Origin of the sequence: Streptomyces sp., from assembly GCF_036566765.1 — a bacterium.
Lineage (GTDB): Bacteria > Actinomycetota > Actinomycetes > Streptomycetales > Streptomycetaceae > Streptomyces.
Map to the genome: position 1 here is coordinate 44,534 of NZ_DATCVQ010000172.1, position 26,407 is coordinate 70,940.

The window sequence follows — 26,407 nt, forward strand, 5'->3', positions numbered from 1 at the left end:
TGATGAACGCCGAACTCCGGCGGGTGGTGGAGGAGTTGCGCGCCACCGTGGCCACCGGTGACGAGTGGCGCATGATGAACGATCTGCCCGCCGGGGCGCGGCCCGAGAGCCTCGACGTCGATACGCCGACCGCCGTCCGGGAGTTCCTCGCCCTGAGCGACGGAGCGACCTGCGGAGACGTGACGATCTTCGGCGGCGGGGCGCTGGCCGACATGCAGTTCTACTGCGACCCGGTGGACGGCGCCGCGGTGACGCTCGGACGGGAGAAGTGGTTCTGCGCGGGGGTGATCTCCGACGAGCCGTTCTTCGTGGACCGGGTGAACGGGGAGGTCTGGTACTTCCCGGACACCGGGGTCGAATGGTGGCAGTCCGCCGTCTTCGAGAAGGCGGCCGACGATTTCACCGCCTTCTTCCTGGAGTCCGTGGCGGGCCCCGGCCACCTGCGCCTGACCGGTACGGAGCCGGACGACCAGTGGCCCCAGCTGCTGGAGCGGGTGGGTCGCCTGCGGGCCTGACAAGCCCCTGAGCAGGCCCGATGAAGAAGGAAGGCGCTCGGCCGGAGACCCGGCCGGGCGCCTTCCGTATGCTCCCTCGGGAATTCTCGACGAGATTTCCCGGCGGTTTTTCGTTATCGGGCCGGTCCGCCGAGGTCTCCCAGGTGCAGGGAACGACGACAGGCGCGACAGGCAGGGTGGGATCAGGGCATGAGTGGACAGCACGGTACGGAGCTGGTCAGGGCCGCGCAGGCCGGGGACCCGTGGGCGCGTGACCAGCTCGTCGACGCCTACCTGCCCCTGGTCTACAACATCGTCGGCCGGGCGCTGAACGGCCACCACGACGTCGACGACGTCGTGCAGGACACCATGCTGCGGGCCCTCGACGGGCTCGGCCGGCTGCGCTCGCCGGACAGCTTCCGGTCCTGGCTGGTGGCCATCGCCATGAACGCCGTCCGCAGCCACTGGCACGCCCAGCAGACCGGCGTCCGCACCGGCGTCCTCGACGAGGCCCGGGACGTCGCCCAGCCGGGCGGGGACTTCGTGGACCTCACCGTGGTCCGGCTGAACCTCTCCGGCCAGCGGCGCGAGACCGCCGAGGCCACCCGCTGGCTGGAGCCGGACGACAGCGCCCTGCTCTCGCTGTGGTGGCTGGAGTGCGCCGGCGAGCTGACCCGGTACGAGGTCGCCGTCGCCCTCGACCTGTCCACCCAGCACACGGCCGTCCGCGTGCAGCGGATGAAGGAGCAGCTGGAGACGGCCCGGATCGTCGTACGCGCCCTGGCGCAGAACCCGCCCTGCCCCGCGCTGCGCTCCGAGCTCGGCACCTGGGACGGCCGCCCCTCCGCGCTCTGGCGCAAGCGAATAGCCCGGCACGCCCGCGCCTGCGCGCGTTGCGCGGGGCTGTGGAGCGGGCTGGTCCCGGCGGAGGGGCTGCTGGCCGGCCTGCTGCTGGTGCCGCCGGCGGCGGCACTGCTCGCGGGGGTGCGGGACGGCGGGGGCCTGGGGCTGGCGGGCGCTGGGGCTGATTGGTCGGACGGGTTCGGGGCGGACGGGTACGGGGGAGTCCCTGAGTTCGGCGGCGTGCCGGAGGCGGGTGGGGTTCCCGAGTCGGGTGAGCCGTACGAGACCGCTGCCACGCCGGTCGGGGGTCGGAGCGGTCGCGGCGCGCGCCGCAGGCGGCAGCAGCGGCAGCGGCGCGACCGCCGCAGGGCCGCCGTCGCCGCGGGCATAGCGGTGGTGGCGGTCGCCGGCGGGTCCTGGTACCTGGTCACCGGCCCCGATCAGGACCGGGAGATCGTGGACGCGGCGGGCTCGCCGGCCCCCGGGACCGGCCTGTCCGTCTCGCCCGCCGAGGCCTCCGCCTCCGCCCCGCTCTCCCCGTCGCCCTCGGCCTCGCCGAGCCCGAGCAAGAAGCCCTCCGCCACCGCGAGCCGCACCGCCAAGCCGCGGACCACGCCGAAGCCCCCCGCCCGTCCCTCGACGACCCCGCCCCGGCCGCGCCCCACCACCGCGCCGAACAGCTCGGGCACGGGCTCCACCGCCCAGCAGGTGGTCGCCCTGGTCAACTCCGAGCGGGCGAAGGCCGGTTGCGGTCCGGTGACCGGACACTCCCTGCTGGACAAGGCCGCCCAGGGGCACTCCGACGACATGGCGGCCCGGGACTTCTTCGACCACACCAACCCCGACGGCGACGGCCCGGGTGAGCGCATCACCGCCGCCGGCTACCGCTGGTCGACGTACGGCGAGAACATCGCGATGGGCCAGCGCACCCCGGAGCAGGTGATGGACTCCTGGATGAACAGCCCGGGCCACCGCGCGAACATCCTGAACTGCTCCTTCAAGGAGATCGGCATCGGCATCCACAACGCCGGCGGCCCGTACTGGACCCAGGTCTTCGGCGCGCGCTGAGCGCGGCTCCGGTGGCTCACTGGTGGGGGACGGCCGCCCGGACGGGGTGCTTGCTGAGGATGGAGACCCGGTTGAACGCGTTGATGGCGATCGCTGCCCAGATCGCCGCGGAGATCTCGTCGTCGCTGAGCACCGCGCGCGCCGCGTCGTAGGCGCGCTCCTGCGCTGTGGCGTCCGCGGGCGCGGTGGTCGCCTCCGCCAGGCCGAGGGCTGCGCGTTCCCGTGCGGTGAACACCTCGGTGTCGCGCCATGCGGCCAGGACGCCCAGGCGCTGCGTCGTCTCGCCGGCCCGCAGCGCGGCCCCGGTGTGCACGTCGAGGCAGTACGCGCAGCCGTTGAGCTGCGACACCCGCAGATTGACCAGCTCCACCAGGATGCGGTCGAGCCCCGCCTCGGCGGCTGTCGCGCGCACCGCGTCGGCCGTCTGGACCAGGGCGTGGAACGCCTTGGGGCTCTGCTTGTCGAGGTAGACCCGCCCGGTCACGGGGGCTTCCGCCGTGTCGCTCACCTTGCGCTCCTTCACCGGCCGCCGCGTCACGGCCACTTCTGCTCGTAGTCCCGTGCATGTCACGGGTTCAGGGGCTATCATCGACCATGATTGTTGAATATGGAACTACCTTTGTTCGGAGGGGTCGGGAATGAGTGACGCGGAGGTCGAGATCCTGTCCGCGCGGGACGTCCCGCTGGGCCTCCGACCGCTTCGGCGAGAGGTCCTCGGCCACCCCGGCGACCGCCTGCCCGCCCCCGCCCTGCCGAACGCCGTCCTCACCTCCCGCAGGAACCCGCCCCGAGCTTGAGCTGCTGTCACGCGAACCGATCCGACCGACCCGAAAGGCATGTCATGACCCAGCAGGCCACCGCCCCCGTCGTCCGCCGCGTGGATGCCCGGCACCGCTACGAGATCCTCGTCGGCGGCGAGCGCGCGGGCCTCACGGCCTACCGCGATCGCGACGGGCGGCGCGTCTTCTTCCACACCGAGATCGACGACGCCTACGCCGGCCAGGGTCTGGCCGCGATCCTCGTCCAGCAGGCGCTGACCGACGTGCGCGCCTCGGGCATGCGGATCGTGCCGGTCTGCCCGTACGTGGCGAAGTTCCTCAAGAAGCACGACGAGTTCGCCGACATCACGGACCCGGTCACGCCCGAGGTCCTGCAGTGGCTGGACGGCGTGCTGGGGCGCTGACCCGGGTGGGCCCTCTCCGCGTTGCGACGGCCGCGGGGCTCCCGCAGGATCGATCCGGGAGCCGACCGGCCCACCACGTCACGAGAGGCGGCATTCATGGCTTCGCGACTCAACCCGTACATCACCTTCGACGGCGACGCCCGGCAGGCCATGGAGTTCTATCACGGGATCTTCGGCGGCACCCTGACGGTCAACACCTACGCGGACTTCGGCGACGAGCAGCCGCCCGCGGACCTCGCCGACAAGGTCATGCACAGCATGCTGGAGACCGACAACGGCATGACGCTCATGGCCGGCGACACCCCGCCGGGCGGGGAGCACAAGCCCGGCAACAACATCGCGGTGAGCGTGAGCGGGGAGGACGACGCCGAGCTGCGCGCCTACTGGGCCCAGCTCTCCGCTGAGGGCACGGTCTCGGTGCCGCTGGAGAAGCAGATGTGGGGCGACGTCTTCGGCATGTGCACGGACCGCTTCGGCATCACCTGGCTGGTCAACATCAACGCGCAGCCTGGCTGACCCGCCCCTTCCCCTTCCCTTTCCCTTCCGTACGCGCCGCACCGGCCGTCTTCGACCTCCCCGCCGGGGTCGAAGACGGCCGGTGCGGTTTTCGCATGCGCTCATCCGGTGGCTTCCAGCTCCGTTCAGTACCGTCCAGTATCTTCCAGCGCCGATAGCCCTCGCTTGCAAGTAATGCGCGTCTGCAAGTATTGTCTTGGCTTGTAAGTCCCCCACGCAAGCATTTCTGGAAGGTGCAACGCTATGCCTCTCGCGCTCCTGGCCCTGGCCATCGGGGCCTTCGGGATCGGCACCACCGAGTTCGTGATCATGGGCGTGCTGCCCCAGGTCGCCGGCGACTTCGGCGTCTCGATCCCCACCGCCGGCTGGCTGGTGACGGGCTATGCCCTGGGCGTGGTGTTCGGCGCCCCGCTGCTGACGGTCCTGGGCGCGAAGGTGTCCCGGAAGAAGATGCTCATGTTCCTCATGGGCCTGTTCGTCGTCGGCAACACGCTCTCCGCCCTCGCGCCGACCTTCGGCCTCATGCTGATCGGCCGGGTCGTCGCCTCGCTCGCCCACGGCGCCTTCTTCGGCATCGGGTCCGTCGTCGCCGCCGGCCTGGTCGCGCCGCAGAAGAAGGCCTCCGCCATCTCCCTGATGTTCATGGGCCTGACCGTCGCCAACATCGTCGGCGTCCCGGGCGGCACCTCCATCGGCCAGGCGCTCGGCTGGCGCGTCACCTTCGCCCTCGTCGCCGCCCTCGGCGTCATCGGCCTCCTCGGCGTCGCCAAGCTGGTGCCCGAGCAGGGGCGGCCCGAGGCCGCGAACGTCCGCGCCGAGTTCGCCGCGTTCAAGAACGCCCAGGTCTGGCTCGCCATGGCGATGACCGTCCTCGGCTACGGCGGCGTGTTCGCGGCCGTCACGTACATCACTCCGATGATGACCGAGGTCGCCGGCTACACCGAGGGCGCGGTCACCTGGCTTCTCGTCCTCTTCGGGATCGGCATGTTCCTGGGCAACCTGCTCGGCGGGAAGTTCGCCGACCGCGCGCTGATGCCCATGCTGTTCGTCAGCCTGGCCGCTCTCTCAGCGACTCTCCTGGTCTTCACCGCGACCGCGCACGACAAGGTCCTCGCCGCGATCACCCTCAGCCTGATCGGCGCCCTCGGCTTCGCGACCGTGCCGCCGCTGCAGAAGTGGGTCCTGGACCAGGCCTCCGCCGCCCCCACCCTGGCCTCGGCCGCCAACATCGGGGCGTTCAACCTGGGCAACGCTCTCGCCGCCTGGCTCGGCGGCGTCGTCATCGCCGCCGGACTCGGCCTCACCGCCCCCAACTGGGTCGGCGCCCTGCTCTCCGGCACGGCCCTGCTGCTGGCCTTCCTCGCCGCGTACCTCGACAGGCGCACGCGGGCCGCCCGGGCACGTACCGCGACCGCCGTCCCGGCCGCGACGCCCGAGCCGGCTCGCGTCCCCGTCGCGGCCGCCCACCACTGACCCACCGCACACCCCTCACCACGCAAGGAACCACGCACTCATGACCGCCACCACCGCCCCCGCCCCGCTGACCGTCCAGGACGCCGAGGCCCTGCTCACCGCCGCCCGCGCCGAGGCCGACGCCGCCGGAGTCGCCGTCGCCATCACCGTCCTCGACGCCGGCGGCCACCCCCTCGCCTTCCGGCGCGACGACCGTGCCGTGCTGATCGCCGGCGAGACCAGCACCCGCAAGGCCTACACCGCCCTCCAGCTGAACGCCCCCACCGCCGACCTCGTCGACCTGGTCAAGCCGGACGGCCCGTTCCACAGCCTCACCACCGCCCTCGACCGGCCGCTGCTCTTCATCGCCGGCGGAGTCCCGGTCCACCGCGACGGCCGGCTCGTCGGCGCGATCGGCGTCGGCGGCGGCGCCCCGGAGCAGGACCACGCCTTCGCCTCGGCCGCGGTCGCGACGCTCGTCTGACCGTCGTCTCAGGCTCCCTCGGCCGAGGCCTCCGCCCCGCTCGTCTCCGTCGCCCTGCGGGCCTCCCGCAGGGCGACGTACACGGCCCAGATCACCGACACCAGCGGCACCGCCACCACCGCCCCCACGATGCCGGCCGCGATCGACCCTCCGATCACCGAGATCGCCACCACCAGCGGATGCAGCCGGACCGCCCAGCTCATGACCAGCGGATGCAGCAGATGGCCCTCGATCTGGCCGATGACCACGATCAGCGCGATCACGATCGCGGCCACCAGCGGGCCCTTCGACGCCAGCGCCACGACCGCGGCGACGGCCAGCGCGATCGGCGAACCGATCAGCGGGATGAACGCGGCCATGAACTCGAGCAGCGCCAGCGGCACCGCGAGCGGCACGCCGAGCAGCCACAGCGCCACGCCGACCAGCACCGCGTTCGTCGCGGCCACCAGCACGATCCCGTGCGTGTAGCCCGTGAACGTGCGCCAGGCCGCTTGGCCTCCGATCCGCACCCGCTCGCGCACCGACCCCGGCAACTGCTGGTCGAACCAGGCCCACTGGCGGTCCCCGGAGTGGATGAAGAACACCGAACAGAACAGCGCCAGAGCCAGCGTGGTGAGCACCTCCACCAGTCGGTGCGCCCCGCTCACCGCGTCGCTGATCAGCGTCGAGCGATGGCTGGACAGGTACCGCCCGAGCCTCGACTGGACGTCGGTCAGCGCGTCCGGGTTCAGCCGGAAGGGCGGGCGCTCCAGCCAGTCCTCGATCCGGTCGATGCCCTCCCGGAACTCGCGGACCAGGGTCGTCCGCTCGCCCGCCACCGCCTCGCCGACCAGCGCGAGCACGCCGAGGAGGAGCGCGATGCCGCCCAGCAGGGTCAGCGCGACGGCCAGCGGCCGGGGCAGCCCCCGGGCGGCCAGGTCGGCGATCGGCCGCAGCAGCGCCGTGATCACCAGGCCCAGGAACACCGCCACGCCGATCTCGTGGAACCGCCCGAGCACGGCGAACAGGCTGTAGACGAGCGCCCCGACCACGAGCACCCGCCACGCGTAGGCGGCGGCCGTGCGAAGGAACGGGACCACGTGCGGTGGCGGGCTGGGCTGCATGAGGGACGAGGTACCACCGCGGACCCGGCGCGCCACCTCCCCGGCCCCACATTCGCCCGCATCCGCCCCGCATTCGCCCGACCGGGTCCGGACGGGCGAATGCGCAGCGCACCCCGGCCCCGTCCGGTGCCGTGGATGGGCGGACCGCCGCCGCACACATGAGGATCGGGGGATGGGCATCGTCCTGCCGGTCGTGTTCTCCGTCTTCGCCGCGTTCAGCAACGCGCTCGCGACGGTGCTGCAGCGCCGCGCCGCGCTCACTGTGCCGCAGTCCGACTCGTTCCGGCCCGGGCTGATCCTCGACCTGATGCGCCGCCCGGTCTGGCTGTTCGGCATCCTCGCGGTGATCGCCGCGGGCGTCGGGCAGGCCGTCGCGCTGGCGACCGGGCCGCTGACGCTCGTCCAGCCGCTGTTCGTGCTCGAACTGCCGCTCGCGCTGCTCATCGCCTCCCTCATGTCACGGGAGCGGCTGCCCTCCGGGCTGTGGCTCGCCGTGGCCGGGGTCGTCGGCGGGCTCGGCATCGCCATGGTCGCCGCCTCGCCCGAAGGGAACCGCACCCACGTCCCGCTGGACCGCTGGGTCCCGGCGCTCGTGGTCTGCTGCGTCGCTGTGGCGGCGCTCGCCGCCGCCGGACTGCGCCGGCCGGCGGGGCGCGCCCGCGCCGGCTGCCTCGGGGCCGCGACCGCGATCTGCTACGCGCTCACCGCCGCCCTGATGAAGGCGGCCATGCACATCCTGGACGACGAGGGCATCGTCGGCTTCCTCACGAGCTGGCAGACCTACGCCTTCTGCGTGACCGGGATCGCGGCCCTGCTCCTGCTGGAGCACGCCATGCAGGGCGGGCCGCTGATCGCCTCCCAGCCCGCGCTGACCCTCGGCGACGCGACGATCAGCCTCACCCTGGGCATCCTGCTGTACGAGGAGCACGTACGGGCCGGATGGTGGCTGCTGCCACAACTGGCGGGCCTCGCGCTGATCGTCTTCGGCGTCTTCGCGCTGGCCCGTGGCGGGGTCGGGACCGCGTAGCGCCCGGTTCAGAGAGCTGACGGGGCCGTGCGCAGCAGGCAGCCGGGCGCGGCGACCTCGGCCGCGTACAGCCGGATCAGCTCGTGCATCCGGAAGACGCGCTCGGTGACCGGCTCGACCAGCTGGGCCTCGACCAGCCCGTCGAGCGCGCAGGCCGCCCTGTACGCGTCCGTGCCCAGGAGTCCGGCGACGTCGGTCACGTCGAACTCGGCGCGGTCGGAGAGCCCGAGGAGCTGGAACGCCCGTACCGAGGGGACCCGGTTGGGCAGCGGGGCGCGCAGCAACTGCTGGTAGCTCTCGGCGATGCAGGCGCGTACCGAGACGCCCTCGGCGCAGAGCTCGTCGAGGCGGCGCGCCCGGTCGCGCAGCCGGTCGGCGAAGCCGGACAGCGACCACTCCGGGCGACCGACCAGGCGGGCCCCGGCGATGCGCAGCGCGAGCGGGTGATGGCCGCACAGCCGGGCCAGCTCCACGGCCGCGACGTGCTCCCGGGCGAACCGCTCGCCCGTGCCGGTCAGCGCCAGCAACTGAAGGGACGCGGCCTCGTCGAGCGCCCCGACGGCGATCCGCGTCGCGAGCAGCGTCGGCAGGCTGGACCGGCTGGTCACCAGGACGGCGCAGGCGTTGTTGGCCGGGATCAGCGGGCGCACCTGGGCGGCGTCGCGCGCGTTGTCGACGACGACGAGCAGCCGTCGGCCGGCGACCGCCGACTGATAGCGCAGCACCGCCTCGGCGGGGGAGTCGGGGATCTGCGCGGCCGGCACGCCGAGCGCCCGCAGGAACCCGCCGACGAGGTCGTGCGGTCCGTCCGGGGCGGGCGAGGCGAGGTCGGCGTAGAGCTGCCCGTCCGGGTACAGCGCCGCCAGATCGTGCGCGTGCCGCAGCGCGAGCGCCGACTTCCCGAACCCGCCCGGTCCGTGAAACACGACAGTCGGCGCACTGACCGTCGCCCCCGTTCCGGCGGCCAGTGCCCTCCGCGCGATCCCCGACTCCCGCCTCCGCCCGACGAACACTGTGGTCTCAGGCGGTAGTTGACGAGGGGTCACGCACAGAGTCGGAGGCGTGGCGGGCAGGGGCGGTACGCCGCTGAGCGCGGCGCGCCCCATGGCGGCACCGCCGGACTCGGCGGCGAGTCCAGCCTCGGGGTCGGCCCAACCCCCGCCTGCCGCCCCAGCCGCCCTCAACGTCGGGTCGCGGCGTAAGACCGCCCCGTGGAGGCGGCGCAGTTCCTCGCCCGGGTCCATGCCCAGTTCGTCGCGCAGGGCCATGCGGGCGTCGTTGAAGGCGTCGAGGGCGCCCGCCGCGTCGCCGTTGCCGTACAGGGCGACCATGAGGCGGCAGCGCAGGCGTTCGTTCAGCGGGTGGAGGGCGATGACATGGCGCAGCCGCTGGACGACGCTGCCGTCCCGGCCGAGTGCCGACTCCACCTCGACGTGCTCCTCCACGGCGCTCAGGTACGACTCGGTGAGGTGCTGGCTGAACTCGCGCAGCGCCACGCCCTGGGTGACGTCCTCCAGCGGGATCCCGCGCCACAGGTCCAGCGCCTCGGCGTACAGCTCGGCGGCTGCGGGCAGTCGCCGCTCAGCGACGGCGCGGCGCGCCTGCGCGACTCGGCCGCGGAAGCGCGGGATGTCGAAGTCGGCGTCGTCGACGCGCAGCGCGTACCCGGAGTGCGAGGTGGCCAGCCGGGCACCGGCAGGGCACAGGTGCCGGCGCAACTGCATGACGTACGTACGTAAGTTGGCCACCGCCGACCGCGGCGGCTCGTCGCCCCAGATCTCCCGGATCAGCGTCGGCACCGGCACGGCCCGCCCGCCGTGCGCGAGGAGCATGGACAGCAGCACGCGCTGCTTGTCGGCCCCGATGCGGACCGGGTCGCCTTCCACCCGCAGTTCGAGCGGTCCGAGCGTGCGGAACGTCACCGTCCGGGCTCTCGGACCGTCGCCGTCCGCGGCGGCGTCGGCGCCCGGCGCGGCCTTCATGGCCGGAGCGCCCGGGACGCCCCGAGGCGGCGCACCACGGTCCCGAGGAGCTCGTCACCGGGGAAGAAGCCGCGGTGCCGGGAGTCGATGCTGTCGGGGTTGTCGCCGCGCACCACCAGGGAACCGGCCGGCACGAGGTCGCCCGGCCCGGCGCCGGCGGTGCCGGCCGGGACGGGCTCGCCGGGCAGCGCGGTGACGCGCTTGACGTTCCAGTCCGCGCCGTTCCGGTCGGTGCCGTAGGCGGCGGCGTCCCGCTCGGACGTCGGTGGTGGTGGCTTGAGAACCACCACGTCGCCGCGGCGGACCCGGGCGAGCGGCCGGCGCCGTACGACGACGCGCTCCCCGTCAAGGAGGGTGGGGGCCATGCTGTCCCCCCGCACGGACACGACCACCACGGACGTGCGGATGCGGACGGCCGCGATCACGGCCGACGCGACGAGCACCCCCACTCCTGCGCCTAACCATCCCCCGCGCAACTGAAGCCTCCTCAGGGATCTTTCCTCAGGGATCTTCGAGAGTGATCAGGAATCCTGCGTCCCACCCGCCCCAAGTGTCAATCCCTTCCCCGGCGTTACTGTTCCGGCGCTGTTCCGGCCGCTGTATCCACGCTGTACGCCCGGCTGTACGGCTCGCTGTACGGGCCGCTCGTAAGGTCCTGAGCCGCACTGATCCACCTCCCAACGCAACGGAAGGGGCAGACGTGAAGGTTGTCAGAAAGCTCGGGGACAAGGTGCTGGAGCGACTGGCGCCGAGCGCCACCGCGAAGGCCGACACCAGCTTCTACCAGTTCTGCTACTGCAGCGGCATCTACCGCTACGAGCGGCTGTGCCATGTCGTCGGCGGCATCAGCAGCTGTGGCGGCTGCTCCCGCCGGAGCCAGTGCTGACGCGCGACACGCCGAGTCGGCAGCCCGCCTGCCGATGAGCCGGACCGCCGGCCCGTCCCCGCGTCACGCGCGGGCGGGCCGGCGCCCTCCGGGGCTGTGGGGGCCCCGGAGCCCCGGGAACGTACGCCGACGAGCACGTACGCCGACGAGCCGACGCGTGTACGACAGACGAGCCGACGCGTGTACGACAGACGAGCCGACGCTGGTACGACAGAGGAGCTGACGCGTGTACTACATCGGGCTCGCCGCCCGCCTCCTGCTGGTTCTCGTCTTCGTCGCCGCGGCCGCCGGAAAGACCTGGCGGCGCGCTTCCTTCACCGGCTTCGCCGCCTCCCTCGCCGCCCTTCGGCTCTTCCCGCGCCGCCTGACCACCCCCGTGGCCGTGGCGACGGTCGCGGCAGAGGCCGTCACCGCCGCTCTGCTGGCCTTCCCCGCGACCGCGGGCGCGGGCCTCGCCCTGGCGATCGTCCTGCTCGGGGCGTTCGTCGCCGGGATCCTGGCCGCCCGGCGCGGCGGCCGCCAGGTGCCCTGCCGCTGCTTCGGCGCCACCAGCGCCCCGCTCGGCCTTCCGCACGTGATCCGCAACGCCCTCCTCGTCGCCGTCGCGGCGGTGGGCCTCGCCGCCATGGCGGCCGCGTCCGCGCCCGGGTCCGTGCACCCCGGCGGGCTCGCGCTGGCGGGCGGCACGGCGGCGGTCGGGGCCCTGATGGTCGTCCGGATGGACGACCTGCTGGCGCTCGTGCCGATCTCTCGCTGACTGGAGTCAAGGACATGGCCTATCTCGTCGTCGCGCTGGTGCTCGTCGCCGCGCTCTGCGTCTTCCAGCTCCTCCTCGTCTTCGCGGTGCTGCGCCGGCTGCGCGAGCACGAGACCCGGTTCGAGCAACTCGCCCGGGCCGCCGGGCCGATGGACGAGTACGACCCGAACGAGCTGGTGGGCCGCATGGTCCCCGAACTCGCCGCGCACACCGGAGGAACGGCGCGCACCGTCGGCTTCTTCTCCGTCGGCTGCGAGGCCTGCCACGAGCAGGCGCCCGATTTCGTGGCCGTCGCCGCGGCGGGCGACGCCTCCGCGATCGTCGTCGGCACGCCGGCGGACGAGCTGACCGGGCTGCTGCGCGGAGTGCCGACGGTCGTCACCGGCGACGAGGGCGACCGGCTGATGAAGGCCGTCGACATCAAGGCCTTCCCGACCTTCCTCCAGGTCGACGCGGACGGCGTGATCCTCCGGGCGGGCATCGCCGTGGCGGAACTCCCCGCCGCGACCCCCGCGCTGTGACCGAAGGGCCGGCCGGCCGCAGGCGCGCCGCGCGTCATCTGCGGACCGCGTGGGGCGCCTGCTGGACGGCCGCGCCCGGGATCTGGGCCGGCCACCTGCCGGTCGCCGTGGCCGCCGGGCTCGTACCCCCGGCGACGGCCTGGCTCACCAAGCTCCTCGTCGACGACCTCACCCAGGGCCGGGGCGCGCACACCCTGGCGTACGCGGCGGGGCTCGGCGCGGTCGGCCTGTTCGGGGCGCTCCTGCCGCACCTCGGCGAGTACCTGCGCGGCGAACTGGGCCGCCGGATGGACCGGTTGCTGCGCGACAGGCTGCACACCGCGGTCAACGGGTTCCACGGCCTGTCGCGCTTCGAGGACCCGCAGCACCTCGACCGGCTGCGGATGGCGGCCCAGGCGTCCGGGGGCTCGCTGACGCCGGTGACCGGCGGCATGGCCGAGACCGGCCGTAACGTCGTCGCCCTCCTGAGCCTGCTCGCCACCCTGTTCGTCCTCAGCCCGGTGATGGCCGTGGTCGTACTGCTGGCCGCCGTGCCGGTGCTGATCGGCCGACTGGCTCTGTCCCGGCGGCGGGTGGGCATGCTGCGCGCCACCTCCACCGCGATGCGCAAGGAACTGTTCTACTCGTCGCTGCTGACCGAGGAGCAGGCGGCCAAGGAGGTCCGGTTGTTCGGCCTCGGCGGCTTCCTCAAGGACCGGATGCTCGGCGAGCTCTCCTCCATCCAGTCCGCCGAACGCCGCCTCGACCGCAAGGACGCCGCCGTGCAGGGCGTCTTGGCGGCGCTGTCCGCCGCCGTGGCCGGCGGCGGCCTGGTGTGGGCGGTCGACGCGGCCCTCGCCGACCGGCTGACCGCCGGCGACGTGACGGCCTTCGTCGCCTCGGTCGCCGGGGTGCAGGCCGCGCTCGTCGGCCTGGTCGCCGGCCTCGCGCAGGCCCACGAGGCGCTGCTGCTGTTCTCGTACCACGTCGACGTCACGGAACTGCCCGACGACCTCGCCACGCCCAGGCAAATCGCCGCAGGTTCGCCCCGCGACCTCCCGGCCCTGCGCCACGGCATCGAGCTGCGCGATGTGTGGTTCCGCTACCACGACGGTCACCCCTGGGTGCTGAAGGGCGTCGACCTGTTCATCCCCTTCGGCCGGTCGCTCGCCCTCGTCGGCCTCAACGGAGCGGGCAAGAGCACCCTGATCAAACTGCTGTGCCGGTTCTACGACCCGGTGCGCGGCTCGGTCCGCTGGGACGGCACGGACCTGCGGGACATCGCCCCCGACGAGCTGCGACGCAGAATGGGCGTGCTCTTCCAGGACTTCATGAACTACGACCTCACCGCGCGCGAGAACATCGGCGTCGGCGACCTGGACCTCCTCGACGACCAGGACCGGATCCGACGGGCCGCCGAACTGGCCGGCGCACACGACCTGGTGGCCGCCCTGCCGCAGGGATACGACACCCTGCTCAGCCGGATCTTCTTCGCCGACGGCCCTGGTGAGGAGAGCGACCCGACGGCCGGCACGGTGCTCTCCGGCGGCCAGTGGCAGCGGCTCGCTCTCGCCAGGGCGCTGCTGCGGCAGAACCGGGACCTGCTGATCCTGGACGAGCCCAGCGCGGGCCTGGACGCGCAGGCCGAGTACGAGGTGCACGCCGGGCTCCGGGCCCATCGCGCGGGCCGCACCAGTCTGTTGGTGTCCCACCGGCTCAGCGCGGTGCGCGAGGCCGACACGATCGTCGTCCTCGACGACGGCCGGATCACCGAACGCGGCACGCACGACGAGCTGATGGCGGCCGGCGGCGTCTACGAGCGGCTGTTCACCGTGCAGGCGGAGGGGTACGCGGCGCAGCCGGAGGCAGTGGCGAGCGGGACGCGCCGGAACTCGATCGACTCGTAGGGGCGCGCCGTGCCCGTCTCGTACAGCACGCCGAGCGTGTCCGGGTCCGCCAGGACCAGGTCGGAGTAGGCCGCCTTGCGGGTCGACAGGGTCAGCGTCTTCGTGACCGTCCGGCCGCCGTCCCGGCTGGCCCAGAGCGCCGGCGAGGCGCGTTCGCCCGGGACCGAGGGGCCCGAGAAGAGCAGCGGCCCGGCCGGTCCCGGGAGCTGGAGCAGCCCTGCCTGGACGACGGGGACGGCGTCCAGGGCGGGTTGGGGCGCGTACGGGCGGGCGAGGGTCGCCCCGCCGTCGGCGGAGTACGCGTCCGCCCGGTTGCCCGGGCTCGTGCCGTGCTGGTCGCGGGCGTGGAAGTACAGTCCGCCGTCCGGGAGTTCGGCGGCCGCGGACTCGTTGGAGTTGAGGTAGCCGTCGTACGTGTCGTCCACGTAGCCGATCCGCCACGAGCGCCCGCCGTCGTCGCTGTACAGGGCGTGCGCCCCGTAGTACTTCGGCTCCCGCCCGGTGTCCGCCGACCCGGCGGGAGGCGCCGCCGAGTGGTTCGCGGGCACCACGAGCCGGCCGGCGTGCGGCCCCCGGGTGAGCGCGACGGCGTGGCCGGGGCCGGTGGCGTACCAGCGCCAGCCGGGCCGCCTCACCGACGCGGTGATCTCCCGGGGCGCGGAGAACGAACGCCCGTCGTCCCGGCTCCGCTGCACGAACACCCGCCGCGCGTCGACTTCGCCGGTGAGGATCTGCGCCTCGGTCGCCTCGCCGCCGTTGTACGAGGTGAGCAGGACGACGTCGCCGGTGCGCGGGTCGACCACCGGCGCGGGATTGCCCCGCGTGTCCGCGCCGCCCTCCGCGACGACCCGGAGCGGCCCCCACGCGCACCCGCCGTCGCGCGACTCGCGCACCACCACGTCGATGGCGCCACTGTCCCCGGCCCCGCCGGTCCGCCCCTCGGCGAAGGCGAGCAGGGCGCCCGCGCGCGTCCTGACGACCGCCGGGATGCGGTACGCCGCGTACCCGCCGACTCCAGCCACGTACGGCGTCGAAGAGGCGCACCCGGGCAGCGGCCCCTGGCCTCGCGCCTGCAGCCCGACCAACCCGGCGGCGACCACGGCCACCGCCCCCGCCGCCCCACCCAGTCGCAGAGCCCCCCGCTTCATCGGCATCCCCCACAAGTGCCGCACTGCCAAGGCCGCTTCCCCAACCGGGGTGCAACGGCTGCGGTCGGCGGGGCGAAGTCCGGGTGAAGCGACGCAGGTCGCCTCGTCGCCCTGCCGCCGGGCTCCGGCGCCCCGCCTCGTACCCTTTCTCGACCGCCCATGCACGATCTCGCGAGGAGCCCCGATGGGAAGTCTGTCCGGCCTGTGGGGGCTGCCCAGGTTGCTGCGTCACTACGGCGCGACCGGGGCCGGGCTGCCGGCCGACGACGAGGTCGTGTTCGACGCACCCGCCCCGCGCGTCCGGGAGGCGTGCGACGCCCTGCGGCGGGGTGCGTACGAGCCCGCGCAGGAGTTGCTCGCGGCCACTCGCGAGGCGGCCGACTGGGCCGCCAGGACCGAGGCGGCCTGGGCCGTCGCCGCGGTCCTGCTGCACGACCCCGGCCGGCTGGAGGTCTGGCGCGCCCGCAGGCCCGGCGACCGGGACCTGGCACTCGTACGGGCCGAGGCCGCCGTCGCGCAGGCGTGGGAGGTGCGGACCGAGGCCCGGGCCTCTGAGGTGTCGGCGGAGCAGTTCTTCGGCTTCCGCGCGCTTCTCACGGACGCCGTGCCCGCCCTGGAGGAGGCGGTCGCGCTCAACCAGGGCGACCCCACCCCGTGGGCGGCCGTCCTCGCCCACGACACCGGCGCGGCCGCGCCACGGGACGTCTTCCAGGACCACTTGGCGTCCGCGCTCGCCCTCGACCCGCACAACTGGGCGGCTCACGCCCGCGCCGTGCAGTACCTCGCCGACAAGTGGCACGGCTCGCACGAGGAGATGGCCGACTTCGCCGAGCGCGCGGCGGCGAAGAGCCCGGCAGACCATCCGCTGCGCGGCCTGCCCGTCGTCGCGCTCACCGAACTCGCCCTGGACGAACGGCTCGACGGCGACGAGGCCACCGCATACGGCCCCGTCGCGCAGCACCGCGTCAACGCCGCGATAGCCGCCGCCCGCGCGCTCTCCGAGGCGCACCCGCCGGGCGATCCGCGCCTGGCCGCGATCCGCAACCACCTGGCCCTCGCGCTGATCCGCGACGGCCGACCGGCCGAGCAGATCCTCGACGTCTTCCGCGCGATCGGCCGACACGTCACCGCCTACCCCTGGTCCTACCTGGGCGGCCTCCCGGTCTTCCTGGAGTTCCGCCAGGGCGCGCGCGCCCAGGTCGCCAAGGAAACGCCGTTCTTCGGCGGCGCCGTACGCCCGCCGGAGGCCGAGGTCGCCGCGGCGGACGCGGGCGGCGCCCGCCGCGAGCTCGCGCTGGTGCCGGCGACGGTCGCACAGGTCACCGAGGCCGCGCTGCTCACCGGCGTCACGTACCGCATGGCGCCCCTCGTCGGCACCGGCATCACGCTCGTCGAGGCGGCCCCCTCCCACGAGCCGGCCGCCGGGGCCGGCGGCAGGCGGCCCGGGCTGCGCCGCGCGCTGCTCGGCGAGGGCGATCTCGTACGGCTCGCCCGGTCGTTCAGCAACGGCGAGCCCTGGCCCGTCCTCGTGGTGTCCCGGGTCTCCGACCGGTACGGGCTGAGCCTGGTGCGCGACCACGCCGTCGTGACGTCCCACTTCTGGCAGGGCCCCGAAGGGATCCCCGCACAGGGCGAGGCCGCCGAGACCGCCGCCGCGCTCGTGTCCGCCTTCCCGAAGGGCGACGAGCGGCGCGTCGCCGCCGCCCTGCGCGACCCCGGCACGGACCGCGCCCCGCTCGACGCGGCGCTCGCCGCCCTGCGCCTGCCCGCGCTGCCTGACGGCTACGGCGAGCGGTACGAGGTCCTGGCCGACCACCCGAAGGCCCGGCTGGTCGCGAAGCGCACGCTGCGCGCCGCCCTGCGGGAGTCGCTGCGCGACGACCCCGCGGACACCTCGCGCGAACTGCCGCCGCTGGGCCTGTGACGACGAAACGGCCGGCCCGATGAGATCGGGGCCGGCCGTGTTCGGAAGTCGAGGGCGAGGAAAGCGAACGAACTAGATTCAAGGAGTGGTGAGAAGGAAGCCCGTTCATGGCCTCGCCAAGGCCAACCGTAGCAGTCAGGCGGGGATCACGTCGCGCAGGTTTTCCGGGGTGAGGACCCGCGAGCCCTCGGGGAGCCCGTCGGGGCGTGAGAGGCCGATGAACGTGACCGGCGCGTCCGGGATCGTCTCGCCGTCCCACACGGTCAGGCTCTCGGCGGAGTCGGCCATCAGATCCGTGAGGTAACGGATCGTCAGATGCCGACGTTCGACGACACCGCGCACCAGCGCCGCGACCGTCACCCGGTTGCCCTCCACCCGATTGCTCGACGGATTGCCCTTCAGGTAGAAGTGCATCCACTTGGCGTTCCACCGGCCGTCCTCGTCCCGCGTGAACACCAGCGGCAGCGCCACCCGGCCCGTGCCGCGCAGGTCCGACTTCATGCGCACGGTACGCGGCTCGAACGGACGGCCCGCCTGGTCGGCGTCCCGCAGCATGAAGCCGAAGAACGACTCCGCGGTCTCCTCGAAGCCCTCGCCCGAGAAGATGTTGACCTGCGGCACGATGTACGGGCCGCGGGCCGCGGCAAGCCGCAGGTTGATGAACTCCGAGGCCCCCTGCGGCGCTTCGGTGATGTCGCCGGAGTGCTCGCCTTCCACCTCGGTGAGCGCCGTGTAGGACAGCCAGGACAGCGTCGAGTAGTCGGCGTTGAGCATCAGCGCCGACAGGTCGTAGTCGGTGTCGCGACTGGTCTGCTTCCAGTACACGAAGAAGCGCAGCAACTCCCCGTCGACCGGGGTCACCGACCCGCGGGGCAGCACGCCGAGACCGGCCGCGGTCGCCTTGCCGCTGAGCGGCAGCGCCACGTCCAGGATGTCCGGGTCGACCAACAGCCGCCCGGGGGAGGGGAGTCGGCGGCGCGTCTCCGCGTCCAGCGCCTCGATCAGACGCTCGCGGTGCGTCGCCGGCACGCCCGCACGGGTGTCGGCCTCGACCCAGGCACGCCCGCCGCGGTTCACGAAGATCCGCGGTGCGCCGAAGGCTCCGCGCCCCCGGTTGTGCAGGTGCTCCCGGACGGACAGCACGACGCGCCCCGACACCTCCGGCGCGACCTCGACGGCGGCGGCCACCACGGCGTCGCGCACCTCGCGCTGCCGCTCCGGGGTCTCCTCCCAGGCCGCGCGCAGCAGCCGGTCCAGGGACCGGAACAGCCTGCCCGGCGCGGACTTCAGCAGCTCGGTGGCCGCGGTGACGTCGCCCCGGTCGAGCAGCTCCTCCACGCGGCTGTCGAGGGTCCGTACGGTCTTCTCGCCGCGGGCGACGGCGAACACCTCCGCCGCGTGCGGCCACTTCGGGTACTCGTGCGGGTGCAGCCGCTCCCCGAGGCGCTTCCACGCCTCGCGGTGCGCGGCGACGTCGGCCAGCTTGGCCGGGGACGCGGCGACGACGGAGTCCAGCCCCGCGAGCAGCGCGCGGCGCACCGGGCGGGACAGGGCGCCCAGCCGCGTCGGCTCCTGCAGGGTGACGTCGCCGTCCGCGAGCGCGCAGGCGAGGCGGAGCACGTCGGTCACGGTGTCCAGGAGCGGCCCGGCTCCGGCGCCGAGCCGGGCGCGGTTGACCACGGCACGGTTCTCCCGGACCGGGATCTCCTCGGGCTGCGGCCCGTCCACGCACGCCGCGGCGAGCACGGCGAGGTCCGCCAGGGCCTCGTCGCCGAGAGGCGTGGTGCTGCCGGCGAGCGCCAGATACAGCGCGGTGACCTCGTCCTTTGCGGTGCGGCCGAGGTGCAGCACCGTCGTACGGTCGCCGGCCGCGGCGATCAGCTCGTCGTGAGCGGCGAGCATCTCCTCGTACGTGTGGCGGTAGTTGCCGTACGTCGGCAGCGTGAGCAGGTTCAGCACCCCGCTCGACAGCTGGGCGAGCGTGCTCTCGCGCGCCGTGTCGTCGGCGAGGGCCTGGGCGACGCACTGCATCCAGAAGTCGAAGGTGTCGGGCACGTTCGCCGGGAAGTCGCGGAAGTACACGTTGTGCGAGACGTGATCGCCGACCATCCGGCGCACGGTCTCCAGGGTCGCGGCGGCGGTCTCGGTCACCGTGTCCGGGGAGAGCCCGGCCAGATGCTCCAGGAGCTCGGCGGAGAGCTTGAACCCCACGGACATCAGCGCGGTGTCGAACTGCCGCGCGACGGTCTCGCCGTGACGGGCTGGTCCGGCCTGGAGACTCCGGGCGGGCAGACGCAGGGTGTGACGGACGACGAGCGGTTCGAGAGCGTGCACCATCCCGGCATGATCACAGACTCTCGTCGACCGCCGCACCCGGGTTTCCCGCGCCTGCTCAGTTCCCCCGGGGCGCGTACATGATGACGGCCATGCCGGCGAGGCAGATCAGCGCGCCGACGACGTCGTACCGGTCCGGGCGGTACCCGTCGGCGACCATGCCCCAGGCGAGCGACCCGGCGACGAAGACCCCGCCGTACGCGGCGAGGATGCGCCCGAAGTTCGCGTCGTCCTGCCAGGTGGCGACGACCCCGTACAGCCCGAGCGCGACGATCCCGGCCCCGATCCAGACCCACCCCTTGTGCTCCCGAATCCCCTGCCAGACGAGCCAGGCCCCGCCGATCTCGAAGAACGCGGCAACGACGAACAGGGCGACGGAACGAGCGACGGTCATGGTGCGGGAGCCTATCCGGGGCATACGAGGCCCCGGCCTACGGCGGCTTGCGAGGCGCTCGTGGCTTCGGGCGCACGACGGCTTACGAGGCTCCCGTCCATGCGGCCCCCGGTGCCCGGCGCTCGACGGCGACGAGGGCCGCGTCGTCGCCCAGGCGGCCCCCGACGTAGCCGCGCAGGTCGTCGGAGAGCAGCCGCAGCAGCGCTGCCGGGCTCACCCCGGCCCATGCCGCGACGCGCTCCGTCAGCGGGTAGAACGCCCGCGACCGGTCGCGGGCCTCGATCACCCCGTCCGTGTAGAGCAGCAGCACGTCGCCCACACGGAACGGGAAGGACTCGACCACGACGTCGGCGGAGAGGACCGCCGTCAGCCCGAGCGGCGGGCTCGGCGCGGCGCTGTCGAGGGCGACGACCCGGCCCTCCCGGAGGATCAGCGGTGGCGGGTGGCCGCAGTTCGCCACCCGGACGACCGGCTCGTCGTCCGGGATGTCCATGACCAAGGCGGTCACGAACGCCTCCTCGCGCGCGAACTCCGCCTCCGTGTCCCCCTCGCCCGTCTCCCCTGAGTCCTGCGCCGAGCCGACGCCCGCCTCCAGGCTCGTCACGAGTTCCGGGAGCGCGGCCGCCCGCGCCGCCGACACCCGGAACGCGCCCATGACCAGCGAGGCCTCGCTGATCGCGTCCAGCCCTTTGCCACGTGCGTCCCCGATGAGCAGCCGCGTCCCCGACGCCGTACGGGCCGCCGCGTACAGGTCGCCGCCCATCAGCGCCTCCTCCTCGGCCGCCAGGTAGAGCGACGCGATGCTCAGCGGTCCGGAGCGCAGGGGGAGCGGGCGCAGCACCGCGCCCTGCGCGGCCTGGGCGATGGAGCGGAGCCGGGTCACCTTGCTCTCGTGCTCCTCGCGCAGGTGGGCGAAGAAGGTGACCACGACCGACATCAGGATCAGGGCGAAGATCTGGTACGTGTGGTTGAGGTCGGTCAGGCTGGTCCGCGCGATGGCCACGCCGGCCTGCGCGAGCACAGCGACCGCACCGACCAGGGCCGTCGTCCGGGCCCCCGCGAACGACGCGGTCAGCGCGGGCGCGGCGACGAGGAACGGACCCAGATGGACCTCGGGCGGCGACAGGATGTCCACCACGGTCACCACGGTGATCAGGGCGAACGAGACCCCCAGCAGCACCGTTCTGGCGCGCCGCGCCACAAGCGGTGGGTCGTGTCGCTGCGAGGGGTCCATATGACCTGCATACCGCAGCGTCGACGGACCGGCTTTCCGACATTCCGACGGCGGCCGTTCCAGGCCCGAGGCGGCGCCTGCTCACCCCGCTCAGGTGGCTCCCGGTACGGGGAGGAGCACGGCCGTGACGTTGTCGGCGCCGCCGAGATCGAGGGCGTGCGCGACCAGCGCCCGGGCGTCGGTGAGTGAGGTGCGGCTTCGGGTGCGGGCCCGCAGTGCGGCGATGTCGGGGAAGTACCGCCACAGGCCGTCCGTGCACAGGAGCAGCCGACCGGGCCCGGAGGGCCGCAGGCTCCGGATCCGGGGGACCGGCTCGCCCGCGCCCGCCCCGAGCCAGGCCGTGAGCACCTCGTCCGCACCCGCGTCGTCCTCGGTGAGCAGCGACCCCGGCCCCTCGTCCGGAATCCAGTACGCCCGACTGTCGCCGATCCACGCGCACCAGAAACCGTCGGGAGCGACGACGGCTGCTACGTAGGTACAGGCGGGAGGGAGGTCGGGGGAGGGGTGTGGGGCGGGGTCGTCCGCGGGGCGTGAGTGTGGGGCGGGGTCGTTTGTGGGGAGTGAGTTGGGGGCGCGGTCTCCCGCGAGGCGCGAGTCCCCGGCCAGGTCCCCCGCGAGGCGGGCGACCGACCGGCCCGCCCGGCGCGCCCCCTCCGCCAGCGCGAGCTCCGGCAGCGCCCCCGCCCGCAGTGCCTCCGCCGTCGCCGCCGCGCCGACCTCGGCGGCCAGGCGGGCCGCCCGGTCCGAGCGCGGGGCCATCGAGACGCCGTCGCAGACGACGGCCACCGTCCAGCGCCCGCTCACCGCCACCACCATCGCGTCCGCGTTGATCTCCCGCACCCGGCCGCGATCGCTGACCCCCGCCGCTCCTCCGCCGTCCGCCCCGACCTCCACCCGGGCCCGGAACCCCGTCTGCGGCCTGCCGCACTCCCAGCAGCGGCCGTCCGGGGCCACCGTCCCGCCGCACTCCTCGCAGGTGTCCATGATCACGAGCGTAGTGAAACTCGGCTGCGTGCCGGGCCCCGCCCTCCTAGGCTGGAGAAGGGGCGTCGGGGTGCCGTGCGGCCGGAGGATCACATGAGACGACGCCATCACTTCCACATCGACCACGCGGGCCACTCCATCAGCGTCACCGTCCAGACGGGCCACACCTCCGTCGTGGAGGTCCTGGTCGACGGCAAGGAGACCGGCCATGCCACCACCCCGGCCGACCGCCCCGTCACGGTCACCGTCGACCTCCCGACGGACCCGCCGACCCAGGTCGCGGTCCACGTCGCCCCCGGCCCCGGCATCCCACGCTGCTTCTTCGCTTCGCCACCGGAGGCGGAGCTCCAGGTGATGTCCCCACGTCACTACTGACCTTGAACGAACGAAAGGTGGTTCGCGACCCTTTGGACGAAGCAAGCGACAGCTCGGAGGAGCCCTCGTACGAGGGGTCCCGCACCCTCGCCGGGATGCTGAAACGAGGACGGGGGTCCGGCATATGGCAGGCGAGGCGCGATCCGGCGGCGGCAGCCGCGGTGGTGCGCGAGCTCATCGCGCACGACTGGCGGTGGGACTTCATCGACGACCGTGACCTCTACCTGGCCCGGCTGGTGCAGGGTCTGGAGCTGCCCCTGGACCCTGTCGTCGCACTCCTCGGCGGAGACGAGGACGACTGCGAACGTGCCTCAGGAGTGCTGTGCCGGCTTGCCCTGGCCGGGTCGGTCGAGGCACGTGGGGCGCTGCGCGACCACGTCGGCGACGGCCGGCACTGGATGGACGTCCTGGAGGACATGGCCAGGATCTGGCCCGTCGAATGGTGGGACGACCTGGCCGACGTCGCCCGTGCGCGGCTCGACGGGGAGCGGCCGTACCACGGGAAGTCGGAGCCCTGGGTGCGCTGGCGGGACCGCATCCCCGTCCGCCCGCCCGCAATGAAGGCGTGTCGGCCTGCGCTCCAGATCGAGGCCGGCACCGACCGACTGCTCGCGCTGCTCGCCGACCCGGGCGAGACCGACCATGCCAAAGTCAACGCAATTCGCGAGTTGTCGGAGCGTCCGCCCGAGCCGGCCCTGGTGCCGCTCGTCCCATGGCTGGGCACCGCCGACGGCGAGCGCAGCCTGCCCCTGCTGGGGCGTGCCGTCGCACGACTCGGCGCACTCGCCGTGCCGGCAGCGCGGGAGTGGGCACAGGACGAGCGGCCGTGGCTGTCCTGGACGGGCATTCAGGTGCTTGCGGAGCGGGGCGAGGCCCAGGACGTGCCGGTTCTGACGGCGGATCTCCAGAAACAGTGGGAACAACGGTGTTGGTGCGGGCCCGCGTTGATCGCCGAGGGGCTGGCCCGACACGGGACCGAGGCGACCGACGCCGTACCCCTGCTGCGGAAGTACTGGGTGTGCACACCGCACTCGTACGAGCGGACCGCCTACCTGAAGGCCCTCGCCGCGATCGACCCGGCCGGTCTGGAGCCGGCGTACGTCGAATCGCTCTGGGACTGCGAGCCGGCGACGCGGCTGCTCGGGATCGCCTCGGCGCCGGACGAACCCTTCGTGCGGAAGCAGATCGCGGCGCTGGCGGCCGATCCGATGGAGGAGCCGGAGGTCCGCGAGGCGGCCAAGGCCCGTACCGCCGACCTGAGTTGAGTACCGGTACTCATGCCGCCCGCGCGGGCCCCGGAGCACCCTGGGGCTGAGGCGAGGGGGCGGACATGGGGAAGGTGCTCGGGGCGGTTCTCGCGGTGGCGGGGGTCGCGGGGGTGCTGGTGGCGGCGTACGTCGTCGGGGTACCGGCGGACGTCGTGCTCGGGGTCGGGGCCGGGGTGGTCGCCCTGCTGTGGCTGCTCGTGCTGTTGACCCTGCCGTGGAACCTGTACTTCCGGGCCCATGCCGTGCTGTCGGAGATCGCGGTCAGCCGGGAGAAGGGGCTGGTCGTCCCGGAGGCGCGGGACACCGAGGCCGCGCGGATCGCCCGCATGATGCTGCGGGCGGCTGTGGCCGGGCACGTCGTGACGGCAGGGCTCGTCGTCGCCGTGACGTGGGCGACGGGGAACGCGACCGGGTACTGGTTCGCCGGCTTCTTCCTCCTGAGCACCTTCTTCCGTCCGGCAGGCGCGTACTTCGCCCAGCTGCGGCGACGGCTCGGCACCCTGCTCAAGGACGTGACGTACCCGCGCGACGACGTCGTGGAGGTGCGGGCGCGGGTGGACCGGCTGCTCGCCGGCGCGGCGGTTCTGGAGGGCAAGGCGGAGGAGCAGTACGCGGCGCTGGCCGAACTCCGCCGGACCGTCGAGGCGTTGAGCGCCTCGATGTACGCCCGGACCGACGCCACGGACCGCCGGATCACCTCCCTGGCGCGGGAGTTCGAGGCGACGGTGGACCGGCTGGGCGACAACGAGGAGATCATCGCCGGACTCAAGGCGTTCCTGCGGCTGCTGCGCGCCGACGCCGCCGAGCGCGCGTGACTCAGCGTGGCGGATCCTGCTCCTGCTCCTGCTCCTGCTCGGCTATGCGGGCGAGGAGTGCCGCGTAGCGGGCGCTCCGGTCCGGGCGGGCGCGGGAGACGGCGCGGCGCAGCGCGGGCACGGCCGCGGAGCCGATGCCGACGAGGCCGTCCTCGGCCGTCCGCCGGACGGTGACGTGCGCGTGGTCGAGCAGCGAGATGAGCGCCGGGATCGCCGGCCGCCGGCGCGCGTGTACGAGCACGCGGATCGCGGTGCGCACGACGTCCGGCTGCGGGTCGTCGAGCAGGACCTCGGTGAGCTGAAGGTGGGTCTCCCTGTCGAGCAGCGCACGAGAGGTGCGGTGCGCGTGCAGCCGGATGCCGGTCTGGGGGTGGGCCAGCAACTCCTCCAGAAGCTCGGCGAGTTCGGTCTGTGGCAAGCGCGTGGGGTGCTCGGTGAGATGGGTCAGGGCGCGGCGGATCCGCTCCGGCTCGCCGGACCGCGCGAGGAGGACCAACTCCTCGCGGGAGAGCGGTCGCGGGGCGGCGAGCGGGGTGCGGACGCGCAGCGCGCGGAGCGCTGCGGCGTCCTCCGCGGCGGCGTCCGGACCGCGCAACGGCCCGTCGACGAGCACGAGCCGCGCGTCGGGGTAGCGCTCGCTCAGCCGCGCCAGGGCGGGGGTGCGCAGCAGCGGCCGATCGGCGAGCAGATCCAGCAGCCCGGTGGCGCCGGCGGCGATCCGGGGCTGGAGGCGGGAGGCCAGAACGTCGGCGGACACGCGCCGCAGGGCTTGGGCGGCGTCCGCCCGCGCGGCCGCCGACCCGCGCTCCCACAGGTGCAGGAGCACCGGCAGCAACGGCTCCAGGTCCCGTGCGTCAAGCCCTGCGGCGAGCCGAGCGAGCCGACGCGCATCGACTCCCGCCGCGAGCCGGGCCGACGGGTCGGCCCGCATCTCGTCGTCGAGCGCCGTCTTCGGATCGGCCTCGGCGGGGGTGTGGTGTGGGACGTCGGCGTTCGCGGAGCCGGGCGGCATGTCAGCTGCGAACGGGGCCTCGGGGTCCGCCTTGGTCGGGGTGCGGTGTGGGTCGGCGGCGTTCGCGGAGCCGGGCGGCGCGTCCGCTGCGAACGGGGTCTCAGGGTCGGCCTCGGTCGGGGTGCGGTGTGGGTCGGCGGCGTTCGCGGAGCCGGGCGGGAGGTCCGCCGCGGACAAGACCTCGGGATCGGTCCCGATCAAGGCGCGGTGCGGGTCGGCGACGAGTTCGGAGCCGGGCGGCACATCACTCGGGAACAGGGTCTCGGGATCGGCCTCGGTCAGGGCGCGGCGCAGGGCGCGGCTCAGGGTGCCGACGAACGCGGAGCCGGCCGGTACGTCCGTCCGGCCGCGCAGGTACGCGTCGAGCACCACCGCGCGGGCGTCCGGCTCGGGCCAGGCGAGGAGCGTGCGCGCGGCCGCGTCCCGTCGGTCCGGGACGTCCGACGCCAGCATCCCCAGCAACCGTTCCCGCTGCGCCGCCGATCGTGGCTGGTCCAGGTCGGCGGCGCGTACGACCCGGGCCGCGGGCACGTCGCCCGCCGCCCGCGCCGCCTCCGCGAGGGTCCACGCGGGAACGCCCAGCGGCTGAAGCTCCGTCATCCAGTCGACGACCGCCGCCCGCACGGCCGGTGCCGCGTCGCCCTGTACGTCGATCAGCGCGCCGAGCACGGCGCGAGATCCGGGCCCCTCGGCCCGGTCCCGGAACGCGGCCAGTGC

At 73.8% G+C, this 26,407-nt stretch carries 25 protein-coding genes and 1 pseudogene; 16 read left to right on the top strand and 10 right to left on the bottom strand.

Translation table 11 applies throughout. The features are described from left to right. Positions 1-2 precede the first annotated feature (2 nt). Positions 3-515 (top strand): hypothetical protein, encoded by a 513-nt coding sequence (locus tag VIU94_RS09445; RefSeq protein ID WP_331909580.1) that lies wholly within the window; start codon positions 3-5, stop codon positions 513-515. Between the two features lie 189 nt (positions 516-704). Further along, positions 705-2,405, top strand: coding sequence for a sigma-70 family RNA polymerase sigma factor (locus VIU94_RS09450; protein WP_331909582.1), 1,701 nt, complete (start codon positions 705-707; stop codon positions 2,403-2,405). 16 nt (positions 2,406-2,421) lie between these two features. Here VIU94_RS09450 and VIU94_RS09455 read toward each other — a convergent pair whose 3' ends face one another. Continuing rightward, positions 2,422-2,913 carry a carboxymuconolactone decarboxylase family protein gene (locus VIU94_RS09455; RefSeq protein ID WP_331909584.1) on the bottom strand — a complete coding sequence of 164 codons (492 nt, stop codon included), beginning with the start codon at positions 2,911-2,913 and terminating at the stop codon, positions 2,422-2,424. A 179-nt stretch (positions 2,914-3,092) separates the two neighbouring features. Here VIU94_RS09455 and VIU94_RS09460 point away from each other — a divergent pair. The 5 genes and pseudogenes from VIU94_RS09460 to VIU94_RS09480 all read left to right on the top strand — a co-directional run. Further along, positions 3,093-3,202: pseudogene (locus VIU94_RS09460) on the top strand (pirin family protein); the annotation flags it as partial. A 44-nt stretch (positions 3,203-3,246) separates the two neighbouring features. Continuing rightward, positions 3,247-3,588 (top strand): GNAT family N-acetyltransferase, encoded by a 342-nt coding sequence (locus VIU94_RS09465; protein ID WP_331909586.1) that lies wholly within the window; start codon positions 3,247-3,249, stop codon positions 3,586-3,588. Positions 3,589-3,684: 96 nt separating this feature from the next. Next, a complete protein-coding gene (locus VIU94_RS09470) occupies positions 3,685-4,104 on the top strand; it encodes a VOC family protein (RefSeq protein WP_331909588.1) in 420 nt (139 codons plus the stop codon). Positions 4,105-4,347: 243 nt separating this feature from the next. Continuing rightward, positions 4,348-5,577 carry an MFS transporter gene (locus VIU94_RS09475; RefSeq protein ID WP_331909590.1) on the top strand — a complete coding sequence of 410 codons (1,230 nt, stop codon included), beginning with the start codon at positions 4,348-4,350 and terminating at the stop codon, positions 5,575-5,577. A gap of 40 nt (positions 5,578-5,617) precedes the next feature. After that, positions 5,618-6,040, top strand: a complete 423-nt coding sequence (locus VIU94_RS09480) for a GlcG/HbpS family heme-binding protein (protein WP_331909592.1) — start codon at positions 5,618-5,620, stop codon at positions 6,038-6,040. An 8-nt stretch (positions 6,041-6,048) separates the two neighbouring features. Here the strand turns inward: VIU94_RS09480 and VIU94_RS09485 are convergent, their stop codons facing one another. Continuing rightward, positions 6,049-7,143, bottom strand: coding sequence for an AI-2E family transporter (locus VIU94_RS09485; RefSeq protein WP_331909594.1), 1,095 nt, complete (start codon positions 7,141-7,143; stop codon positions 6,049-6,051). 172 nt (positions 7,144-7,315) lie between these two features. On the opposite strand from VIU94_RS09485, the gene VIU94_RS09490 reads away from it, so the two are divergent. Then, positions 7,316-8,170, top strand: coding sequence for a DMT family transporter (locus tag VIU94_RS09490; RefSeq protein ID WP_331909596.1), 855 nt, complete (start codon positions 7,316-7,318; stop codon positions 8,168-8,170). Positions 8,171-8,178: 8 nt separating this feature from the next. On the opposite strand, the gene VIU94_RS09495 is transcribed toward VIU94_RS09490, so the two are convergent. Together VIU94_RS09495 and VIU94_RS09500 are read right to left on the bottom strand one after the other, a co-directional pair. Further along, positions 8,179-10,152: an AfsR/SARP family transcriptional regulator gene (locus tag VIU94_RS09495; protein WP_331909598.1), complete on the bottom strand. Its 1,974-nt coding sequence runs from the start codon at positions 10,150-10,152 to the stop codon at positions 8,179-8,181. Beyond that, a complete protein-coding gene (locus VIU94_RS09500) occupies positions 10,149-10,595 on the bottom strand; it encodes a S26 family signal peptidase (RefSeq protein WP_331909600.1) in 447 nt (148 codons plus the stop codon). The genes VIU94_RS09495 and VIU94_RS09500 overlap by 4 nt, the downstream gene beginning before the upstream one ends. 257 nt (positions 10,596-10,852) lie before the next feature. On the opposite strand from VIU94_RS09500, the gene VIU94_RS09505 reads away from it, so the two are divergent. The 4 genes from VIU94_RS09505 (at position 10,853) to VIU94_RS09520 (ending at position 14,202) form a co-directional block, all read left to right on the top strand. Continuing rightward, positions 10,853-11,038, top strand: a complete 186-nt coding sequence (locus VIU94_RS09505) for a hypothetical protein (RefSeq protein ID WP_331909602.1) — start codon at positions 10,853-10,855, stop codon at positions 11,036-11,038. 226 nt (positions 11,039-11,264) lie between these two features. Then, on the top strand, positions 11,265-11,795 hold the full coding sequence (locus VIU94_RS09510; RefSeq protein WP_331909604.1) for a MauE/DoxX family redox-associated membrane protein: 531 nt from the start codon (positions 11,265-11,267) through the stop codon (positions 11,793-11,795). A 14-nt stretch (positions 11,796-11,809) separates the two neighbouring features. Further along, the gene (locus tag VIU94_RS09515; protein ID WP_331909606.1) at positions 11,810-12,316 is read left to right on the top strand and encodes a hypothetical protein; all 507 of its coding nucleotides are present in this window, start codon (positions 11,810-11,812) and stop codon (positions 12,314-12,316) included. Then, a complete protein-coding gene (locus VIU94_RS09520) occupies positions 12,313-14,202 on the top strand; it encodes an ABC transporter ATP-binding protein (RefSeq protein ID WP_331909608.1) in 1,890 nt (629 codons plus the stop codon). The genes VIU94_RS09515 and VIU94_RS09520 overlap by 4 nt, the downstream gene beginning before the upstream one ends. Here VIU94_RS09520 and VIU94_RS09525 read toward each other — a convergent pair. Continuing rightward, positions 14,109-15,356 carry a sialidase family protein gene (locus tag VIU94_RS09525; RefSeq protein WP_414720917.1) on the bottom strand — a complete coding sequence of 416 codons (1,248 nt, stop codon included), beginning with the start codon at positions 15,354-15,356 and terminating at the stop codon, positions 14,109-14,111. The two genes, VIU94_RS09520 and VIU94_RS09525, sit on opposite strands and share 94 nt — an antisense overlap. Positions 15,357-15,534: 178 nt before the next feature. On the opposite strand from VIU94_RS09525, the gene VIU94_RS09530 reads away from it, so the two are divergent. Beyond that, positions 15,535-17,274: a tetratricopeptide repeat protein gene (locus VIU94_RS09530; RefSeq protein WP_331909612.1), complete on the top strand. Its 1,740-nt coding sequence runs from the start codon at positions 15,535-15,537 to the stop codon at positions 17,272-17,274. Positions 17,275-17,409: 135 nt separating this feature from the next. On the opposite strand, the gene VIU94_RS09535 is transcribed toward VIU94_RS09530, so the two are convergent. The 4 genes from VIU94_RS09535 to VIU94_RS09550 form a co-directional block, all read right to left on the bottom strand. Beyond that, positions 17,410-19,611 (bottom strand): hypothetical protein, encoded by a 2,202-nt coding sequence (locus VIU94_RS09535; protein WP_331909614.1) that lies wholly within the window; start codon positions 19,609-19,611, stop codon positions 17,410-17,412. Positions 19,612-19,666: 55 nt separating this feature from the next. Then, positions 19,667-20,002 (bottom strand): YnfA family protein, encoded by a 336-nt coding sequence (locus VIU94_RS09540; RefSeq protein ID WP_331909616.1) that lies wholly within the window; start codon positions 20,000-20,002, stop codon positions 19,667-19,669. An 82-nt stretch (positions 20,003-20,084) separates the two neighbouring features. Next, on the bottom strand, positions 20,085-21,236 hold the full coding sequence (locus tag VIU94_RS09545) for a PP2C family protein-serine/threonine phosphatase (protein WP_331909618.1): 1,152 nt from the start codon (positions 21,234-21,236) through the stop codon (positions 20,085-20,087). Positions 21,237-21,326: 90 nt separating this feature from the next. Further along, positions 21,327-22,220, bottom strand: a complete 894-nt coding sequence (locus VIU94_RS09550) for a PP2C family protein-serine/threonine phosphatase (protein WP_331909620.1) — start codon at positions 22,218-22,220, stop codon at positions 21,327-21,329. A gap of 93 nt (positions 22,221-22,313) precedes the next feature. Between VIU94_RS09550 and VIU94_RS09555 the strand changes: the two genes are divergently transcribed. From VIU94_RS09555 to VIU94_RS09565, 3 genes are all read left to right on the top strand, one after another. Further along, positions 22,314-22,595, top strand: coding sequence for a hypothetical protein (locus tag VIU94_RS09555; protein WP_331909622.1), 282 nt, complete (start codon positions 22,314-22,316; stop codon positions 22,593-22,595). A gap of 32 nt (positions 22,596-22,627) precedes the next feature. Beyond that, positions 22,628-23,860, top strand: a complete 1,233-nt coding sequence (locus VIU94_RS09560; protein ID WP_331909624.1) for a hypothetical protein — start codon at positions 22,628-22,630, stop codon at positions 23,858-23,860. Positions 23,861-23,925: 65 nt separating this feature from the next. Then, positions 23,926-24,678 (top strand): hypothetical protein, encoded by a 753-nt coding sequence (locus VIU94_RS09565; RefSeq protein WP_331909626.1) that lies wholly within the window; start codon positions 23,926-23,928, stop codon positions 24,676-24,678. A gap of 1 nt (position 24,679) precedes the next feature. On the opposite strand, the gene VIU94_RS09570 is transcribed toward VIU94_RS09565, so the two are convergent. Beyond that, positions 24,680-26,407, bottom strand: a 1,728-nt coding sequence (locus tag VIU94_RS09570) for a HEAT repeat domain-containing protein (RefSeq protein WP_331909628.1), incomplete at its 5' end; no start/stop codon positions are given.